The 17716-nt window shown below is 42.0% G+C and carries 17 protein-coding genes; 11 read left to right on the forward strand and 6 right to left on the reverse strand.

What is annotated here, in order from left to right; translation table 11 throughout:
- Window positions 1–152: 152 nt before the first annotated feature.
- Together BS1321_RS12605 and BS1321_RS12610 are read left to right on the forward strand one after the other, a co-directional pair.
- On the forward strand, window positions 153–908 hold the full coding sequence (locus tag BS1321_RS12605; RefSeq protein WP_063234332.1) for a threonine/serine exporter family protein: 756 nt from the start codon (window positions 153–155) through the stop codon (window positions 906–908).
- Between the two features lie 16 nt (window positions 909–924).
- Entirely contained in the window at window positions 925–1374 is a 450-nt protein-coding gene (locus tag BS1321_RS12610; RefSeq protein ID WP_174524181.1) for a threonine/serine exporter family protein, read from the forward strand.
- A gap of 118 nt (window positions 1375–1492) precedes the next feature.
- On the opposite strand, the gene BS1321_RS12615 is transcribed toward BS1321_RS12610, so the two are convergent.
- Together BS1321_RS12615 and BS1321_RS12620 are read right to left on the reverse strand one after the other, a co-directional pair.
- Entirely contained in the window at window positions 1493–3031 is a 1539-nt protein-coding gene (locus tag BS1321_RS12615) for a solute symporter family protein (protein WP_063234262.1), read from the reverse strand.
- 14 nt (window positions 3032–3045) lie between these two features.
- Window positions 3046–3384 carry a DUF485 domain-containing protein gene (locus BS1321_RS12620; RefSeq protein ID WP_063234261.1) on the reverse strand — a complete coding sequence of 113 codons (339 nt, stop codon included), beginning with the start codon at window positions 3382–3384 and terminating at the stop codon, window positions 3046–3048.
- A 269-nt stretch (window positions 3385–3653) separates the two neighbouring features.
- Here BS1321_RS12620 and BS1321_RS12625 point away from each other — a divergent pair, with 269 nt between their 5' ends.
- From BS1321_RS12625 to BS1321_RS12665, 9 genes are all read left to right on the forward strand, one after another.
- Window positions 3654–4622 carry a biotin/lipoyl-containing protein gene (locus tag BS1321_RS12625; protein WP_063234260.1) on the forward strand — a complete coding sequence of 323 codons (969 nt, stop codon included), beginning with the start codon at window positions 3654–3656 and terminating at the stop codon, window positions 4620–4622.
- Between the two features lies 1 nt (window position 4623).
- Complete coding sequence (locus BS1321_RS12630; RefSeq protein ID WP_063234259.1) at window positions 4624–5364, forward strand: ABC transporter ATP-binding protein; 741 nt, start codon at window positions 4624–4626, stop codon at window positions 5362–5364.
- On the forward strand, window positions 5291–6481 hold the full coding sequence (locus BS1321_RS12635; RefSeq protein WP_311621534.1) for an ABC transporter permease: 1191 nt from the start codon (window positions 5291–5293) through the stop codon (window positions 6479–6481). Before BS1321_RS12630 ends, BS1321_RS12635 begins: the two co-directional genes overlap by 74 nt.
- Before the next feature lie 110 nt (window positions 6482–6591).
- On the forward strand, window positions 6592–7263 hold the full coding sequence (locus BS1321_RS12640) for a response regulator transcription factor (protein WP_063234258.1): 672 nt from the start codon (window positions 6592–6594) through the stop codon (window positions 7261–7263).
- A 10-nt stretch (window positions 7264–7273) separates the two neighbouring features.
- Complete coding sequence (locus BS1321_RS12645) at window positions 7274–8512, forward strand: sensor histidine kinase (protein WP_063234257.1); 1239 nt, start codon at window positions 7274–7276, stop codon at window positions 8510–8512.
- A gap of 126 nt (window positions 8513–8638) precedes the next feature.
- Window positions 8639–9088, forward strand: coding sequence for a hypothetical protein (locus BS1321_RS12650; protein ID WP_063234256.1), 450 nt, complete (start codon window positions 8639–8641; stop codon window positions 9086–9088).
- A 265-nt stretch (window positions 9089–9353) separates the two neighbouring features.
- Entirely contained in the window at window positions 9354–10538 is a 1185-nt protein-coding gene (locus BS1321_RS12655; RefSeq protein WP_063234255.1) for a NupC/NupG family nucleoside CNT transporter, read from the forward strand.
- Between the two features lie 155 nt (window positions 10539–10693).
- Window positions 10694–11653, forward strand: a complete 960-nt coding sequence (gene msrB / locus BS1321_RS12660) for a peptide-methionine (R)-S-oxide reductase MsrB (protein WP_063234254.1) — start codon at window positions 10694–10696, stop codon at window positions 11651–11653.
- Between the two features lie 22 nt (window positions 11654–11675).
- Window positions 11676–12530 (forward strand): STAS domain-containing protein, encoded by an 855-nt coding sequence (locus BS1321_RS12665; RefSeq protein ID WP_063234253.1) that lies wholly within the window; start codon window positions 11676–11678, stop codon window positions 12528–12530.
- A gap of 64 nt (window positions 12531–12594) precedes the next feature.
- Here BS1321_RS12665 and BS1321_RS12670 read toward each other — a convergent pair whose 3' ends face one another.
- From BS1321_RS12670 to BS1321_RS12685, 4 genes are all read right to left on the reverse strand, one after another.
- Entirely contained in the window at window positions 12595–14247 is a 1653-nt protein-coding gene (locus BS1321_RS12670) for a glutamine--tRNA ligase/YqeY domain fusion protein (RefSeq protein WP_063234252.1), read from the reverse strand.
- Between the two features lie 299 nt (window positions 14248–14546).
- The gene (locus BS1321_RS12675; protein ID WP_063234251.1) at window positions 14547–15287 is read right to left on the reverse strand and encodes an amino acid ABC transporter ATP-binding protein; all 741 of its coding nucleotides are present in this window, start codon (window positions 15285–15287) and stop codon (window positions 14547–14549) included.
- Between the two features lie 11 nt (window positions 15288–15298).
- On the reverse strand, window positions 15299–15964 hold the full coding sequence (locus BS1321_RS12680) for an amino acid ABC transporter permease (protein WP_063234250.1): 666 nt from the start codon (window positions 15962–15964) through the stop codon (window positions 15299–15301).
- Window positions 15965–15990: 26 nt separating this feature from the next.
- A complete protein-coding gene (locus tag BS1321_RS12685; RefSeq protein WP_063234330.1) occupies window positions 15991–16770 on the reverse strand; it encodes a transporter substrate-binding domain-containing protein in 780 nt (259 codons plus the stop codon).
- Window positions 16771–17716: the final 946 nt, after the last annotated feature.

The following is a 17716-nucleotide window of genomic DNA, read 5'->3' on the forward strand; positions in this document are numbered from 1 at the left end:
AGTAGTGCAGGTTAATGGAATTGATAAATTAAATAGGTAATATTTTTATATCCTTTTCACAGGAATTGGGCTATTATGAGGTGGATTTAAATTGGTATGATCTTTATCTGTTATTGAGAGAAACTCATGCAGGAAGTGATGGAGAGGATAAAATGGATGATCGTTTACCATACAATGAAATTATAGATGTATGTTTACTTGCGGGAAAAATCATGCTTCAGAACGGAGCGGAAACTTCGCGGGTGGAAGATACGATGGTAAGAATCGCTGCAGCGTTTGGATGCGGTGAGTCACATAGTTTTTCGACCCCTACAGGAATTATTTTTTCGCTGGATGGTATGCACCCAGCTTCAAAATTAATTCGAGTTTCCCAACGATCTACAGATTTACATAAGGTGACGCTGGTTAACAGTATATCCCGAAGCATTTCCAGCAAGGAAATGACACCGGAGGAAGCTTATCTAAGGTTAAAACAAATCGAAAAGGCCGGGATGGGGTATCCCATGTGGGTACAGGTCTTTGCTGCGTTTATAGCAAGCGGCTGCTTTTTAATCATGTTCCAAGGACAGTGGAATGATTTCATCTGGTCCTGTATAGCTGGAGGAATGGGATTCACTTGCCTGCTTTATTTGCACTGGTTACTGGAAGTTCGCTTTTTTGCTGAATTCATCGCCTCTTTAGTCGTAGGTTTAGTAGCTATGTTCTTTGTCCAGATTGGAGTTGGAAGTCATTTGGACACGATAATCATTGGAGCGGTGATGCCGCTTGTGCCAGGGCTGTTAATTACGAATGCTGCCAGGGATTTAATTGCAGGACATTTGGTTTCGGGTCTATCCAAGGGGGCGGATGCAGGTTTAACTGCTTTAGCCATTGGGGCAGGAATATCGGCTGCATTTGTTTTCTTATGATTTTAGGGGAGGAAGAATGATGATTGCACAGCTTATTACAAGTTTCATTGCCTCAGCCGCCTTTGGAGTCATCTTCAATGTACCAAAAAATTCATTGTTTCAATGTGGTTTCGTAGGGATGTTAGGATGGATATTATACTTTGTTTTGGTTGAAAATGAGATAAACAGCATCATTGCAACCTTATCGGCTGCATTTATCGTTGCTGTTATCAGCCAGTATTTTGCTAAAAGGTATAAAACGCCGATCACGATTTTCAATGTATCGGGAATCATCCCCCTCGTGCCTGGAGGTTTGTCGTATGATGCGATGAAGCATTTTGTTGGAAATGATTTTTATGTCGCCGTTCAGTTGGCCGCCAAGGTCTTTATGCTGGCTGGTGCCATTGCGATGGGGCTGATCTTTGCAGAAGTTATGAATCAGTTAGTAACTAAGTACAATAAAAGGAAGTTAAGATTGAGAAGTTAGAGGGATTATATTAAAACCCTCCTGATAAATATGTTTCTAAATAAAGAGAAAGGAGAGCAGGTCGAACACCCTGATCTCCTTTCTCTTTTTAATATTTTAAAATAATAATAAATCTAGCTTATATAGGATCTTTCATCCCAGTGTTAGCAGTAACCAAAATTTCGTCGAATTTTTTGGCATCAGCTTTCTTGCTTGACAGAAGTGTTCCGACAATTGCTGCGATAAAACCAATTGGGATGGAGATGATGCCTGGATTGGCAAGCGGGAATAATGGCTCCCCAACGAATATTGCCGCTCCCTCTACCGGTGACCAGACATTGGGACTTAGGAACACAAGCAATAAAGAACTGACCAGTCCAACTATCATGCCCGTGACAGCCCCAGCTGTGTTAAAACGTTTCCAGAATACCGTGAAGACAATGATGGGCAGATTGGCACTGGCAGCGACGGCAAAGGCAAGTGAAACAAGGAAGGCGACATTCATGTTTTGGGCAAACAAGGCAAGGATGATGGAGAGGACGGATACTCCGATGGATGCCCAACGAGCAGCAACGACTTGTTCCTTGTCAGTGGCTTGACCTTTCCGGATGATGTGGCCATAGAAGTCATGGGCAAAAGCAGAGGCAGCCGATAGAACGAGACCTGCTACAACCGCTAAAATGGTAGCAAAGGCAACTGCAGAGACAAAGGCGAACAAGAAGTCACCCCCAATGGCTTCGGCAAGCAGCGGAGCAGCCATATTGCCGGCCGCATTCGCCGCTATGATTTTGTCGTATCCAACAAAAGCTGCCGCTCCAAAGCCGAGGAATATGGTCATTATATAAAAGATGCCAATTATCCAAGTGGCATATACTACGGACTTTCGGGCTGTGATGGCGTCTTTCACCGTAAAGAAACGGATGAGAATGTGAGGAAGTCCAGCTGTACCGAGTACAAGCGCTAAATTAAGAGATAAAGTATCCAAAGGATCCTTAAATTTGTTACCTGGATTGAGGAAATCCCCGCCCAAAGGAGTGGCTGTTTTCATCTGCTTGAACATTTCGATCACGCTAAAGTCGAATTTCGCCAACACGATGATGGAGATGATGAATGTACCTGCCATCAATAAAACGGCTTTAACGATTTGGACCCAACTGGTGGCCGTCATACCGCCAAATACGACGTAGACGGTCATTAAAATACCTACAATGATGACGGAGTAAAGATAATCAATTCCAAGTAAGAGTTTTATAAGGGCACCTGCACCGACTAATTGGGCGATCATATAAAAGGTTGAAATGGAAATGGTGTTAAGGGCAGCAACCCCGCGTACTTTCTTTTCATTGAAACGGGCAGCGATCATGTCCGCCAATGTATACTTGCCAAGGTTACGGAGCGGTTCGGCCACGATATAAAGAACGACCAGATATGCAACCAGAAAACCTATGCTATAGAAAAAACCATCAAATCCAGAGAGTGCGACCATGCCGGCTATCCCCAAAAATGAGGCGGCGGACATATAATCTCCCGCAATGGCCCAGCCATTCTGCCAGCCAGTAAGGCTGCTGTCCGCCGTATAAAAGTCCGCGGTCGTTTTGGTGCGCCGTGAAGCAAAATAGGTAATGACCAATGTTAGCCCGACAATGATTAGGAATAATATAAAAGCAAGTATATTCATTATGAATTCACCTTTTATCCTTTCGCTTCTTTAACGATTTTTTCTACTAATCGGTCAAATGTCGCAGCTTTTTTGGAATAGAGGATACATAATGTCCAGGTCATGATAAATTGAGCGAAGGCAAAAATCCAGGCCCAGCTGATTGTCCCGAAAGCATAGGAGTTAAGAACTTTAGAATAGGAAGTTAGTATGGGTAAGGTGAAATAAAAGACCATGAAAAAGATGGATAGCGGGACGATGAAATTGCGTTTTTTCCTTAAGAGTTCTTGAAAAGATTGTGATTGGACAATCTTGGTGTATTCCGTGGAAGCGCTTACCTTGTTTTCTTTAGCGATTGAATCGTTTGATGCCAAGTTGGTTCCCCCTTCATCATTATTGATTTGGATTTCATTACCAATTTCCGATAACAGTATCAGTATATATTTTTCAGAATATATTGTAAATTTAAATGCTAAATTTAAATCTTTTTTCGTTCGACATAGTTTTAATTTTTACACACAAGCAAAAGGAGTGTGCTGTATAAACGAAAGAACATGGAAATCAAACACTTGGCCATTAAGGAAAAGTTAAGCTTCTTTCACGATACTGGTTTCAACGAAGGAAATCTGAAAGGAGAAAAATGATGAAAAAGTTGATAATGATAGGTACGGTTTTAGTGCTGGCGATTGGGGGATGCGTTTGGTTTTTCATGAAGGACAATGCTGAGCCTGTAATTGCAAAGTCGGTGACGGCTACAGTTGAAAAAGGAGATCTTGAAGTTCAAATAAGCGGTTCCGGATCGGTCGCCGCAATCAATAGTGAGGACATCACTTCCTCTGTAACGGATGAAGTGGATGAAGTCCTTGTAGCGAAGAATGAATTGGTTGAGAAAGATGATGAACTCATTACCTTCACGGATGGAAGTGACCCGATAACGGCCCCATTCGATGGAACCGTGACAACATTGGATGTAGAAGAAGGGGATCGTGTATCAAGCAGTGAAGTGGTGGCACATGTTACGGATTATAAAAAATTGAAAACCACGATCAGTGTTGATGAATTGGATGTTCCAAGTGTTAAAAAAGGACAAACAGTTGAAATTAAAGCCAGTGCTTTTGAAGATGAAACGTTTACAGGAAAAGTGACCAGTGTAGCAAAGGAAGGTACATATGAGAATGGAGTTTCTTCGTTCGATGTCACAATCAAAATTGAAAAACCCGGAGATATAAAAATTGGGATGTCGACTGAAGTAAGCATTTTGACGAATAGTGTAAAAGATGCTTTATATGTTCCGATTGAAGCAGTCCAAATTGACGGTGAAGAGAAATATGTGAATATACAACAATCCGGAACAACTGAAGGTGCTGCTAGTACAAAGACAGTGGTGGAGACTGGGATCAGCAATGATAGGTATATTGAAATAACTTCGGGTGTTGAAGAAGGCCAGTTTGTTTCCTTGCCTATTACCATCAATGAAAGCTCCACTGGCAGTGGCGGCGAAGGAATGAGGGGAGGCCAAGGAGGCGAAGTAAGAATGCAGAGCGGCAGCGGAATGCCGAGCGGCGGGATGCCAAGCAGTGGCGGAATGCCAAGTGGCAAGGGAGGTCAGTAAAATGGCGAAACCCATCATAAAAATTAAGAACATGTCTAAATCATATGAATTAGGCGGAGAAACGGTTAAGGCACTTCAAGATGTCTGTCTTACAATCGATAAAGGCGATTTCATTTCCATCATCGGACCTTCTGGATCAGGGAAATCGACGTTCATGAATATGATTGGCTGCCTTGACAAGCCTGACATAGGTGAATATCTTCTTGATGGAAAAGAAGTGGAAAAGATGAAGGATAATGAGTTAGCCGCCATTCGTAATATTAAAATAGGATTTATCTTTCAAAATTTCAACCTGTTGGCAAAACTGACAGCGTTGGAGAATGTCGAACTTCCCCTGGTTTATAGAGGGGCAAGCGTGAAGGAAAGAAGAGAAGTGGCCAATGCGTGTCTTGATATGGTTGGCCTGAGTGACCGGAAGAATCATTTGCCGACCCAACTGTCGGGTGGACAGCAGCAAAGAGTTGCGATTGCAAGGGCACTTGCCGGTAACCCTCCCGTTTTATTGGCGGATGAGCCGACGGGGGCTCTGGATAGTAAAACGAGTAAAGAAGTGCTGCAGATGCTGAAAGAATTGAACGAAAAGGGACAAACAATCATTCTTATAACCCATGACTTGGAAGTGGCAAAAGAAGCAACTCGTGTCGTTCGGATACAGGATGGTCAGCTATTTGAAAACGGAGGTGATTGGATTGAACTTGAGCGAATCAATGAAGATGGCTATACGCAGTATCAAAACCAATAAAGTCAGAGCATTTTTAACCATGCTCGGGATCATTATTGGAGTTGCTTCCGTAATCGTTCTGGTTTCGATTGGGCAGGGTTCCTCACAGTCCGTTCAGGATGAGATCAATAGCCTGGGAACGAACCTGATAACGGTAAGTGTCACGGATACCGACTCCGTGGAGCTGACGGATGATACAATTGAACAGTTTAAAGATCTGAACGGGATATCGGAAGTGGCGCCTGTGGTCACTGGGCGCGTTTATGCAAAAAACGGGGAAGCTACAGCGCAGGTTTCAATGACCGGTGCAACTTCCTCCTACTTATCGGTTAGGGATTTAGAGCTCAGTCAGGGCCGGTTCTTGACGGATATGGAAACGGAATTACGCTCCAAGGTCGTTGTCCTGGGATCGGATACAGCCAACACGCTTTTTGAAAATCAAAAAGCTGTGGACCAGAACGTTCTTATCGGTGGCGTTTCCTATCGAGTGATCGGTGTGCTGAAATCGGTAGGCACCTCAATGGGATCGAGCGGGGATGATGTAATCATTGCACCGATCACCACTGCCGAACGGGCTACAGGCAGCACGACAATCGGAACCGTATATTTAAAAGCGGAGAACGAGAATATCATAGATAGGGCGATGTATCAGGTACAAGGTACGATGACCACATCATTCCCAGAACAGAGTGATAACTATTCGGTCTCCAATCAAGAAGATTTGATGGATACAATGAGCTCTGTGTCGGATACGTTCACACTCATGCTTGGCGGAATTGCCAGTATTTCGTTACTAGTAGGCGGAATTGGAATCATGAATATCATGTTGGTTTCTGTATCAGAGAGGACGAAGGAAATCGGGATTAGAAAAGCAATTGGGGCAAATCGGAAATCGATTCTTCTCCAGTTTTTAATTGAAGCGATGGTCTTGAGCTGCTTAGGGGGATTGTTGGGAGTTGGAATTGGATTGGGAATCGCAAAATTGATTTCAGTTTTTTCAAGTTTAACGATTAGTTATTCATGGTCGGTGACATTGTTTGCCTTCTTATTCTCCATTTTAATCGGGATAATGTTTGGCGTATTTCCTGCCAATAAGGCATCCAGGTTAAATCCAATCCAAGCACTGCGTCACGAATGAACATTCAATTTGAAAGAAAGCAGGCGATTAAAAGCCCGCTTTCTTTTGCATATGAAAAAGGATAAAATCAACATATATATCACAATTGAGGCGGTTGGGAGGTACCTTGCATGAAGGTTTTGGTGGTAGAAGATAATGTTTCATTATTAGAATCGATCCGACAAATTCTGACGGATGAATATGAAGTCGATACAGCAGATAATGGGGAAGATGGGCTATTCATGGCTCAGCAAAGTATATACGATATCATCATTTTGGATGTAATGCTTCCGGGAATCGATGGATTTGAAATCGTACGGAAAATCAGGGAAGCAAAAATCGATACAAGTGTCTTGTTTTTGACGGCAAAAGATGCGCTTGAGGATCGTGTCAGAGGATTGGAAATGGGTGGCGATGATTATTTAGTCAAGCCGTTTCAGGCACCGGAACTTAAGGCCAGGATTCGTGCCTTGCTTCGAAGGAGTGGCATTATATCGCTTGAGCAGCATGTGAAATACCGTGATATTGAACTGTTGGAAAAAGAAAAGGATATTTTGGTTGATGGAAAGGTCATTAAAATGACCTTGAAACAGTTTGAATTACTGGAGTATTTAATTCAAAATAATGGAAAAATATTGACCCGTGAGCAGATTTTCGACCGCATTTGGGGGTTTGATTCAGATACGACGATTGCCATTGTGGAAGTGTTCATCCATCACCTTAGAAAAAAATTGGAACCGTTCCATTATCATAAGGATATTCAAACCGTTCGGGGTATTGGTTATATGCTAAAACAACCATAAGGGGATCATTATGTTCCAAAAAACACGGCTTCAACTAACATTATTGAATTCTATCGTCTTTATTGTCTTAATAGCCATATTAAGCAGAACGATTTATTTCTATACCGAAAATCAGATCTATATGGATGTCAATGATTCACTTAAAAAGGATTACAGGGATTTCAATAATGGAGGCATGCCAGGCGGGCGTCCGCAAGGTGAGTTTCTTTTAGGACCTGGGCCAAGCGTCATCGTTTGGGGACCGGATGAGACGATCATTGAGCCAAGACTGAGTGTAGACAATTTTATTAAGGTTAATGAATCGGAATTTTACCCTGAAAGATTTGATGAGATTGAAGAAATATCGGTAAATGGGCAGACGTATCGTGCACTTTCCACCAAGGTCGATACAGAGTATGGAGAGATGACGGTACAATTCATCAGGAATGTGGATACAGAAAAAGAAATGCTCGATCGATTGCTGCTGATATTGTTTGTTGGTGGAGGAATTGGAAGTCTAGTGGCTGTAGGCGCAGGCTATCTTCTGGCAGGACGGGCCCTGATCCCAGTCAAGAAATCCTGGGATCAGCAGCAGCAGTTTGTCTCGGATGCTTCGCATGAAATTCGAACGCCGCTTGCTGTCATTCAATCGCGGGCTGATTTGCTATTTCAATCACCTTCAGCGACAATCGAGGAAAAAGCCGTTGATATATCCATCATTTCGAAAGAAGTCCGGCGATTGAATAAGCTTGTTAACGGACTTTTGACCTTAACCAGAACGGATTCGAATCAAATGGAGGTTAAGAAATCGAACTTTTTCCTTGATGACTTACTTATGGATATCGTGGAACAGTATACGGATATAGCTTCTTTTCAAGAGAAATCAATCATTAGCCATGCTCCCGAACAGGTGGTATTTCATGGGGATAAAGAGAGAATTCATCAGCTATTGGTGATCTTGGTGGATAATGCCATGAAATTTACCGAGGAAGGCGGGGAGATTTCCCTATCCTGCATCAAGAATTCTTCATCCGTCATTCTTACCGTAGAGGATAATGGAAAAGGCATTCCGCAGGAAGATCTCCCCTTGATTTTTAACCGTTTTTATCAAGTGGAGCAATCCCGTTCAGCAAATGAAGGCTCCGGCTTAGGTCTGTCCATTGCCAAATGGATTGTGAACACACATCAAGGGAACATCAAGGTTACGAGTGAACAGAATGAACGCACCCGTTTTGAAATCACTTTTCCGAGAAATCAAAGGAAAACTTAATCCACCTTTAGATGCCGTCCAATATCAAAAAGACCCTTACTTTTTTCCTTGTTGCTTAAGGAAAAATTAAGGGTCTTTTTAGATAATCATCTTATAAATACTTTTATTTTCGGAGGAGAATCAATGATGAAAAGAATTGGTAAGTTACACTTTTTGGTTGGAATATTGGCTTCGGTCCTCTTAATGGCTCAAGCAGTAATCGGGATCATGATGTTTGTGGATGGTAGCGGCAGTGAACCCATGAATGGACAGGCGATGATGGGGCAGCCTGCCGACCGCAACACAACAGAATCGGATGATACGGAAGAATCGGCTAAAAGCAGTACGGCGACCGATGATTCAACTACGGAAACGGCGTCTAATGATACGCAGGGCAATATGGGGAGCGGGCCTAATGGTTCTGGAACTCCAGGAGAGATGCCAAGCGGTGGCGGTTTCCAAGGCAGAGACTCTTTTGCAGGAAAATTTATCGGCTTTTACCAAGGGGCAGGTGGCTTGGCTGCATCCATCATCATCTTTGTAATCGGAGGCGTTGGATTAGTGACATCGGTGATATCCAGAAAAACAGCAGCCTAAAAAGTCGATACTATTTGAAGAAAGAGAAGGTTCCTTTTGAAGGGGAACCTTCTTTTTTAATTCACGAAACCTAATATTGTCACTAATTGTTATTTTAAAAAGGGAAATAATAATTGCACTTAAAAAAATATTAGTTTAATATATACTTCTGGAGAGGTACGTACATGTATTTTGGATGAAAGAGAAAACGTTTGCATAAATTTTTTGAGGGTAACCTACTATTAATGCACGATCATTAAATTCACCCTTAGTGGAGGCAGAATATATGAAATTTCTGATTGCAATTTTAGGACTGCTCATTGTTTTTGGACTAGCTTTATTAGTCAGCAGTGACCGGAAGAAAGTTAAAATTAAACCGATCATCCTCATGTTGATCATGCAGCTTATTTTAACTTATCTATTATTAAATACGAAGTTCGGTTTAGTGATCATCAATTCGATTGCCGATGGGTTCGGAAAACTTTTAGAATGGGCAAATGAAGGAATCACCTTTGTGTTTGGCGGGATTGTAAACGAAGGAGCATCACCCTTCTTTTTAAATGTCCTTCTTCCTATCGTATTCATCTCGGCATTAATCGGGATTTTACAGCACTTCAAGATCCTTCCGTTCATCATGAAGTGGATTGGATTCCTGCTAAGTAAAGTGAATGGGATGGGTAAATTGGAATCTTACAATGCGGTAGCATCAGCAATAGTGGGCCAATCCGAGGTTTTCATAACCTTGAAAAAACAACTCGGTGCCATTCCGCCATCTCGCATGTATACGCTTTGTGCGTCAGCCATGTCAACCGTATCGATGTCGATTGTCGGTGCTTATATGACCATGATTGAACCAAAGTATGTTGTGACGGCTATTGTTATTAACATGTTTGGTGGATTTATCATTGCATCCATTATTAACCCTTATACGGTAACGGATGAAGATGATATTCTCCCTGTTGAAGAAGGGGCAGAGAAGCAGTCGTTTTTCGAAATGCTTGGGGAATATATCATGGATGGATTTAAGGTTGCTATCACTGTAGCCGCGATGTTAATTGGTTTCGTTGCACTAATTGCAGGAATCAACAGCTTATTCGATATGATCATCGGCATCAGTTTCCAAGACATCTTGGGGTATATTTTTGCCCCGTTTGCCTTTATCATGGGGATACCGATTTCAGAAACCGTGACTGCAGGCGGAATCATGGCGACAAAGCTAGTAACCAATGAATTCGTTGCCATGCTGAGCTTAGGGGACGCATCAGCAGCCTTGAGCGATAGGACGATAGGGATCGTTTCGGTTTTCTTGGTTTCATTCGCTAATTTCTCATCTATTGGAATCATTGCCGGTGCAGTCAAAGGGCTTCATGAAAAACAGGGAAATGTTGTGGCCCGTTTCGGCTTGAAGCTGCTATATGGTGCGACTCTTGTCAGCATCCTATCAGCGATCATCGTTAGTGTGATACTTTAATTAATGGATCTAACACAAAAGGGCACTTGGGTTTACTCCTAAGTGCCTCTTTTATATTTGTACAGCAAAGATAGAAAGCAATTTTTGAATTTGAAGGTGATTGGCTTGCTGGTATATAATACATAAAATGACAGGCATGAAAGGGGAGTTTAAGGATGACGATGGATGGAAAAGAAACGGCTATCTTTGCAGGAGGCTGTTTTTGGTGCATGGTTGCCCCCTTTGATGAAATGGATGGTATTATTTCAGTGACATCAGGCTATACAGGCGGTAATTTTGCCGCGCCTAGTTATAAACAAGTGATTACCGGGTCGACCGATCATGTTGAAGCGGTGCAAGTGGTGTTCGATCCATCAATCATTTCCTATAAAACGTTATTAGAGATATTCTGGCGCCAAATCGATCCTACGGATGACGATGGACAGTTCTCGGATAGGGGAAAGCAATATAAGGCAGCCATTTTCTATCTTAATGAACGTCAGAAACAGGAGGCGGAACAATCGAAGAAAGATTTAATGATGAGCGGGCGGTTTAAGAAGCCTATTGTTACGGGTATTCTACCCTCGGGGAAATTTTACGAGGCTGAGGAATATCATCAAGAATTCTATCGGAAGAATCAATTTCGCTATGCATTGTATCGTAAAGGCTCAGGACGGGATGCTTTCATTAAAGAAAATTGGCCTAAGGATAATGCACACCTTAGAAAGACCTTAACGGAGAGTCAGTTTCATGTCACCCAGGAAAATGGCACGGAGCCGCCTTTCGATAATGCCTATTGGGATTACTTTGAAGAAGGAATCTATGTGGATGTCGTTTCTGGGGAGCCTCTATTCAGTTCACGGGATAAGTATGATAGTGGTTGTGGGTGGCCAAGCTTCACGAAGCCCATCATGTCGGCAAGTGTCAATGAGAAAATGGATCTCAGCCACCGAATGACCCGGACCGAGGTGCGCAGCAGGGACGCCGATTCACATCTTGGACATGTTTTTCCTGATGGCCCAAGTCCTAAAGGCACGAGATATTGCATAAATTCTTCTGCCCTTCGATTCATTCCTAGAAATGAAATGGAGAGAGAGGGATATGGAGACTTATTAGTACTTTTTAAAATGAAATAACTAGTGAGATAGGGGAACACAAATGGATAAAATAGATGAAAATTTATATCGATATATCCTTGATAATTCATCCAAGATTACGGAAAACTGGCTGGCTTTAAGGGAAAAGCAGTCTGGATCCATCTATTCAATGGATTCTAATGAGGAAATCGAAAAGCTTCTTAGAGAACAGAATACATTGACCATCAAGACAGTGACCAGTGCTTTACTTGAAGATAAAACGGCTTTTATTGACACGATGGAGCAGTGGGCCACACTTGTCGCGAAGAGCAGGGTTGAATCGGACACTCCTATTTACGAAGTGTTGGAAGCGCTTAATAAGGTTCGGGAAACATATTGGGCCTTCATTACAGATTATATGCTAAAGGATACGGGGATAACGAAGGAGACAATCATCCGGTGGAGCCGGCTTATTAATCGTGCATTCGATCAATTGAACCGTGAGTTCACTGAGCAGTATTATCTTTTGACAAAAGAGCGTTTACTAGCTCAACAGGACCTGATTAATGAACTGGGCGCACCTGTCATTCCCATTGTTGATGCCATTGCGGTATTGCCGTTAATCGGTGAAATCGATACCTATCGGGCAAAAGAAATTTTGAATGCGACTCCAAGCAAATGCATTAGCAAAAATGTCACTCACTTATTCATCGATTTATCGGGAGTCTCCCTTTTAGATACGATGGTTGCCCAACAGATCTATCAATTGATAAGTACCCTGAACCTGTTAGGCATTCAATCGACCATTTCCGGGATTCGTCCTGAAGTGGCCCAGACATCGATTCAGTTAGGTCTTGATTTTAGTCAGGTTTCGACACATAGTACTCTTAAACAGGCCCTTTCCAAGCAAGGGATCAAACTTTACGAGAAAAAATGACATAAGGGTGCAATGAATGAAAAAGAACCAGATTCCGCTAGGAATCTGGTTCTTTTTCGTGATTCTATAACTTGAATGAACTTTTCAACCCAACGATTTGGTTGAAGACCAAGTGATCGGCCGCAGTGAGTTTTGAATCAACATTATAATAGCCATGCCTGAAGAATTGGAATTTATCCTGAGGCTTAACATCTTTCATGTTAGGCTCGACAAATCCTTGTAAAATTTCTACAGAATCAGGGTTTACCCGGTCCAAGAATGATTTTTCTTCCTCTTCATCATTTTCCTTATCCAAGATTAAAGGCTGGTAGTTGCGGAATTCTGCTGAAACGGCTTGTGAAGCTTCGACCCAGTGCAATGTACCTTTTACTTTACGGCCAGTGAAGCCCGATCCGCTTTTCGTTTCAATGTCGTATGTGCAGCGAAGTTCAATGACGTTACCGGCTTCGTCTTTTATCACTTCTTCACATTTAATGAAATAAGCATGTTTCAAACGGACTTCATTGCCCGGGAAAAGTCGGAAATACTTTTTCGGCGGGTTTTCCATGAAATCGTCCTGTTCGATATATATTTCACGTGAAAACGGGATTTGGCGTGTGCCCATTTCCGGAACTTCCGGATTGACCTCAGCATCCAGCCATTCTATCTCGCCTTCCGGATAGTTGGTGATGACCACTTTAAGCGGGTTTAAGATAGCCATAGTCCGTGGAGCCTTCAGCTTTAAGTCTTCCCGTACGAAATGATCAAGCATTTGAGAGTCTACGACACCACTTGTTTTTGCGACACCTATCTCTTGGCAGAATGCACGAATCGCTTCGGGTGTATACCCGCGTCTCCGCAAGCCTGAAACAGTAGGCATCCGTGGGTCGTCCCAGCCGTCCACGAAGCCCTCATCGACAAGCTGCTTCAGTTTTCGCTTGCTCATTACTGTATTGGTCAGGTTAAGACGGCCAAATTCATATTGTTTTGGTTTGCTTTCCATTTCACAATTTTCAACGATCCAGTCATAAAGAGGGCGTTGATCTTCGAATTCAAGCGTACAAATGGAGTGTGTGACTCCCTCGATGGCATCTTCAATTGGGTGGGCAAAGGCATACATTGGGTAGATGCACCATTTGTTGCCGGTATTATGGTGTTCAGTATGGGAGATACGGTATATGACGGGATCACGCAAATTAATGTTAGGTGAGCTCATATCGATTTTTGCACGCAAAACTTTTGCGCCGTTCCCGAATTCGCCGCTGCGCATCTTTTCAAACAGTTCAAGATTTTCCTCGGCGGTTCTATTGCGGTAGGGGCTATCTTTTCCCGGCTCAGTCAGCGTCCCGCGATATTCACGGATTTGGTCGGCATTAAGGTCGTCCACATATGCCAGTCCTTTATTGATGAGCAGCACAGCTCTTTTATACATTTCATCAAAATAGTCGGAAGCGAAGAAAAGGTTATCCCAGTCGTAACCGAGCCATTTTACATCTTCCTTAATGGAGTTGACAAACTCAATATCCTCTTTCAATGGATTCGTATCATCGAAACGAAGGTTAGTTTTCCCATTGAAATCATCAGCCACCCCAAAATTCAAAATGATTGATTTGGCATGCCCGATATGTAAATATCCGTTCGGCTCAGGAGGGAAGCGAGTGATGACATGATCATGTTTTCCGGACTCTAGATCATCTTTTATAATATTTTTAATAAAATTCGAAGAGTTATTTTCCAACTGAATTCGACCTCTTTCATTTATATACTTCTTTTAATTTTACCTGTATATATACCATAAATACAGATATTTTTCCATGTTTGAGCCGGAATCAGGGTTTATCTGAAACAATTCATCAAGTATTTAGTTTGTACAATCAGAGTGAAAATATCCCTGAAACTTTGAACATGTAATTTAGGGAACTACCTAACTGGATATTAAAGAAACCAATAAATCGTTTTTCATTCAAAAAAAGCAATACAGGAATTCACGCCTGTATTGCTTATAATCTCGCTAGCAGACAGATTTTAGAATTAAAATCAAAAAACTGTCGTTTGCAAAAATTCTTTTGTCCGCTCTTCTTTTGGATTGGTGAAGAATTCTTTTGGCGGGCCGCTTTCGACAACCCTCCCATTATGCATGAAGACAATCCAATCCCCAACTTCACGTGCAAAGCTCATTTCATGTGTAACGACTACCATTGTCATCCCTTCCAAGGCAAGTTCCTTCATCGTGGCAAGAACCTCCCCGACAAGTTCGGGATCAAGAGCCGAGGTAGGCTCATCAAAGAGTAGGATATCTGGCTTCATGGCAAGGGCACGGGCTATGGCAACACGCTGTTTCTGCCCACCTGAGAGCTTGCTTGGATAGACATCCGCTTTATCTGATAAGCCGACTTTGGCAAGCAATGCATTTGCTTCTTCAATCGCCTGAGCCTTAGGGACCTTTTTGACGTGAGTCGGTGCTTCGATGACATTTTCCAGTACTGTCATATGCGGGAAGAGGTAGAAATGCTGAAAAACCATTCCGACTTTCTCACGGATTTTATTAATATCATGGGTACCCGGATTGACTTCCGTTCCTTCAATGAGGATTTGCCCGCTGTCTTTCTTCTCTAAATAATTCAAACAGCGGAGCAGGGTGCTTTTTCCGGAACCGCTTGGTCCGATCAGACAGACTACATCGCTATCCAGTACCTTCATATCAATATCTTTGAGTACATGCAGGTCTCCATATGATTTATTTAAATTCCTAATGCGAATCATTTCTTTTTGTTCCATTTCAATTCCCCCTATCGATCACTAATGGAAAGTTTCTTTTCGAATAAATTGACGATAATGGTCAGGAATGCCACTAGAATCAAGTAATAGACCGCTACAATCAATAAATAAGTCATTTCATCGAAATTATTCGAACCTAATGTAGTCGCCACGTTAAACAGCTCATTCATGGATATGAAGGCGGCCAGTGATGAATCCTTCAGCCCGATGATGAATTGGTTGCCTAGCGGCGGCAATGCGCGACGGAAGGCTTGAGGTAGGATGATCCTTCTTAATGCGAGCGAATTGCTCATGCCTAGGGAGCGTCCGGCTTCCATTTGGCCTTTGTCGATGGATTGGATCGTACCACGTAAAATTTCAGAGATATAAGCTCCATTATGGAAGGCCAGGGCAAGTGACGCCGCCCAGAAGTCCGGCAGTAAGAAGAGATTGCTGATACCGAAATAGAGTATGAATATCTGTACGATAAGCGGTGTTCCCCGCACAAGGAATACATATGTATCTGAAATCCATGCAAGAATTTTTATATTGGATATTTTTAAAAGTGCAAATAGCAACCCGATGACGATTCCTACTAATATGGAGACTACCGTCAGTTCCAATGTGAGGAGCATGGCTCGGATGAATACGTCCGAGGAGCTAAATAATGTATCAAAAAAATGTGAAAAACTTGGCAATGTAATGACTCCCTTTCTATCAATCTTTATTCAGGCTTGGTTGTGATGTCCTCACCAAAGTATTTTTTGCTGATTTCCGCAAGTGTTCCATCTTCCCGGAGGTTTTCAAGTGCTTCGTTGATGCGTGCAAGCAGCTGAGGGTTGTCGTTAGGCAGTACGATGGCCTGCTCGCTTCGTTCGATCAATTGCCGTCCTTCGATGTCGAAACCTTCCTTGGTCGCTTCCTTGCCGGTTACGAAGTCTGTAATGACGGCATCATGACGTCCTCCGCTCAATGCTTTCAGGGCGGTGATATCACTGTCATAGGTTTTTACATTGGTTGTATATTTTTCTGCTGTGGTTGCGTATGTGGAGCCTTTAGAAGCCGCAACTTCCTTTCCCTTTAAATCTTCTACCGTTTTAATATCACTATCTGAGCGGACGAAAATTTGTGGGCCTGAGTAGTAATAAGGGGTCGAGAAGGCAACATGTTTACTTCGTTGTTCATTAATTGTATGACTGGCAACCGCGGCATCTGCCCGACCGGTTTTGACACCTTCCACGATACCTTTGAATTTTATCCTTTTAGGTACTGGCTCTAGGCCCAGTTCCTTTGCAATTGCATCGCCGACTTCAATATCGAATCCTGTTACGGTCATGTCATCATTGACATAACTGAATGGCTTGAATTCGCCTGAGGCAGCGAAAACAAACTGGTCCTTATTGATCAGCTTACTCCCATCCTCTAGCTGGTCCTTTTCAGCACAGCCGGACAGAAGTCCAAGAACAACCAGAATGGATACAATGAATGTAACTGATGATTTCATGATAATTTCATTTCCCCCTTTGAAAAAAACTAATAGAATGGTCTTTACCCTTATGAGGTAGTGAATAACCTCATTAACTAGGGAAAATAAAACTGAAATAAAAAAGGGTGTCCAGATCATGCCGACATTTCATTCAAGAATCCCCCTTTACTATGCATTTCATAAAGGTTCTCGACCTTTACCTTCATTTCCTTTAAATTCACCAGTTATTTATTGGAAGAATGATAGTGCCTATTAATAGAGGATGAGAATTAATGGTATCTTTTCATTCTCATATCTAGGTCACTTCTATTTTTTTAGCTTGACTAAAACGTTAGTAAAAGATATTTGAGAATCCTTATTTATTAAGCAAAACAATCCAATATAAAAAAGTCGACCGTGATCAGGCCGACTTTCCCGCGATTAAACCCTTTTACTATGAAATATGAATAGAGGATAGTATTGATTCAAAGGGGACTTCATTTGATTTTGCAAGCGTTACTAAAGTAGAAACTAATGACTCTTGAAATAAAAGAAAAACACACATCTTCCTAATGAACTATATGATCAGAAGAGTTTCCCAAATTATACCCTCATTTATATCATCCTTTTCTCTTTATTTACTCAAAAATGAAGCCCATTGTTCCAATGTTGGAACGTTAAACAATTTACTTTTATATACAATTAAATTATTACAATTCAAAGGAGGAACTATATTGATTTAATAAAGAGTAGTTAAATGCTACCCCAGTACTACACATTTTTCGAAATCACGTAATATTGTTGATTAACATTTCAGTAAGTCATCACGTTTATGCGAGTGTCAACTCCTTAAATTCCAACTTAATGGTTCAGCAAGCTGAACAATCCCATTCCGAAATCTTTTAAAATAACTTTTAAAAAAAGGATTAAAAGCAAACTACAGACCTGTAACTGCACTTTCAACGCTATTTTAATCGCTGATAAA

This window comes from Peribacillus simplex NBRC 15720 = DSM 1321 (assembly GCF_002243645.1).
Classification (GTDB): Bacteria; Bacillota; Bacilli; order Bacillales; family DSM-1321; genus Peribacillus; species Peribacillus simplex.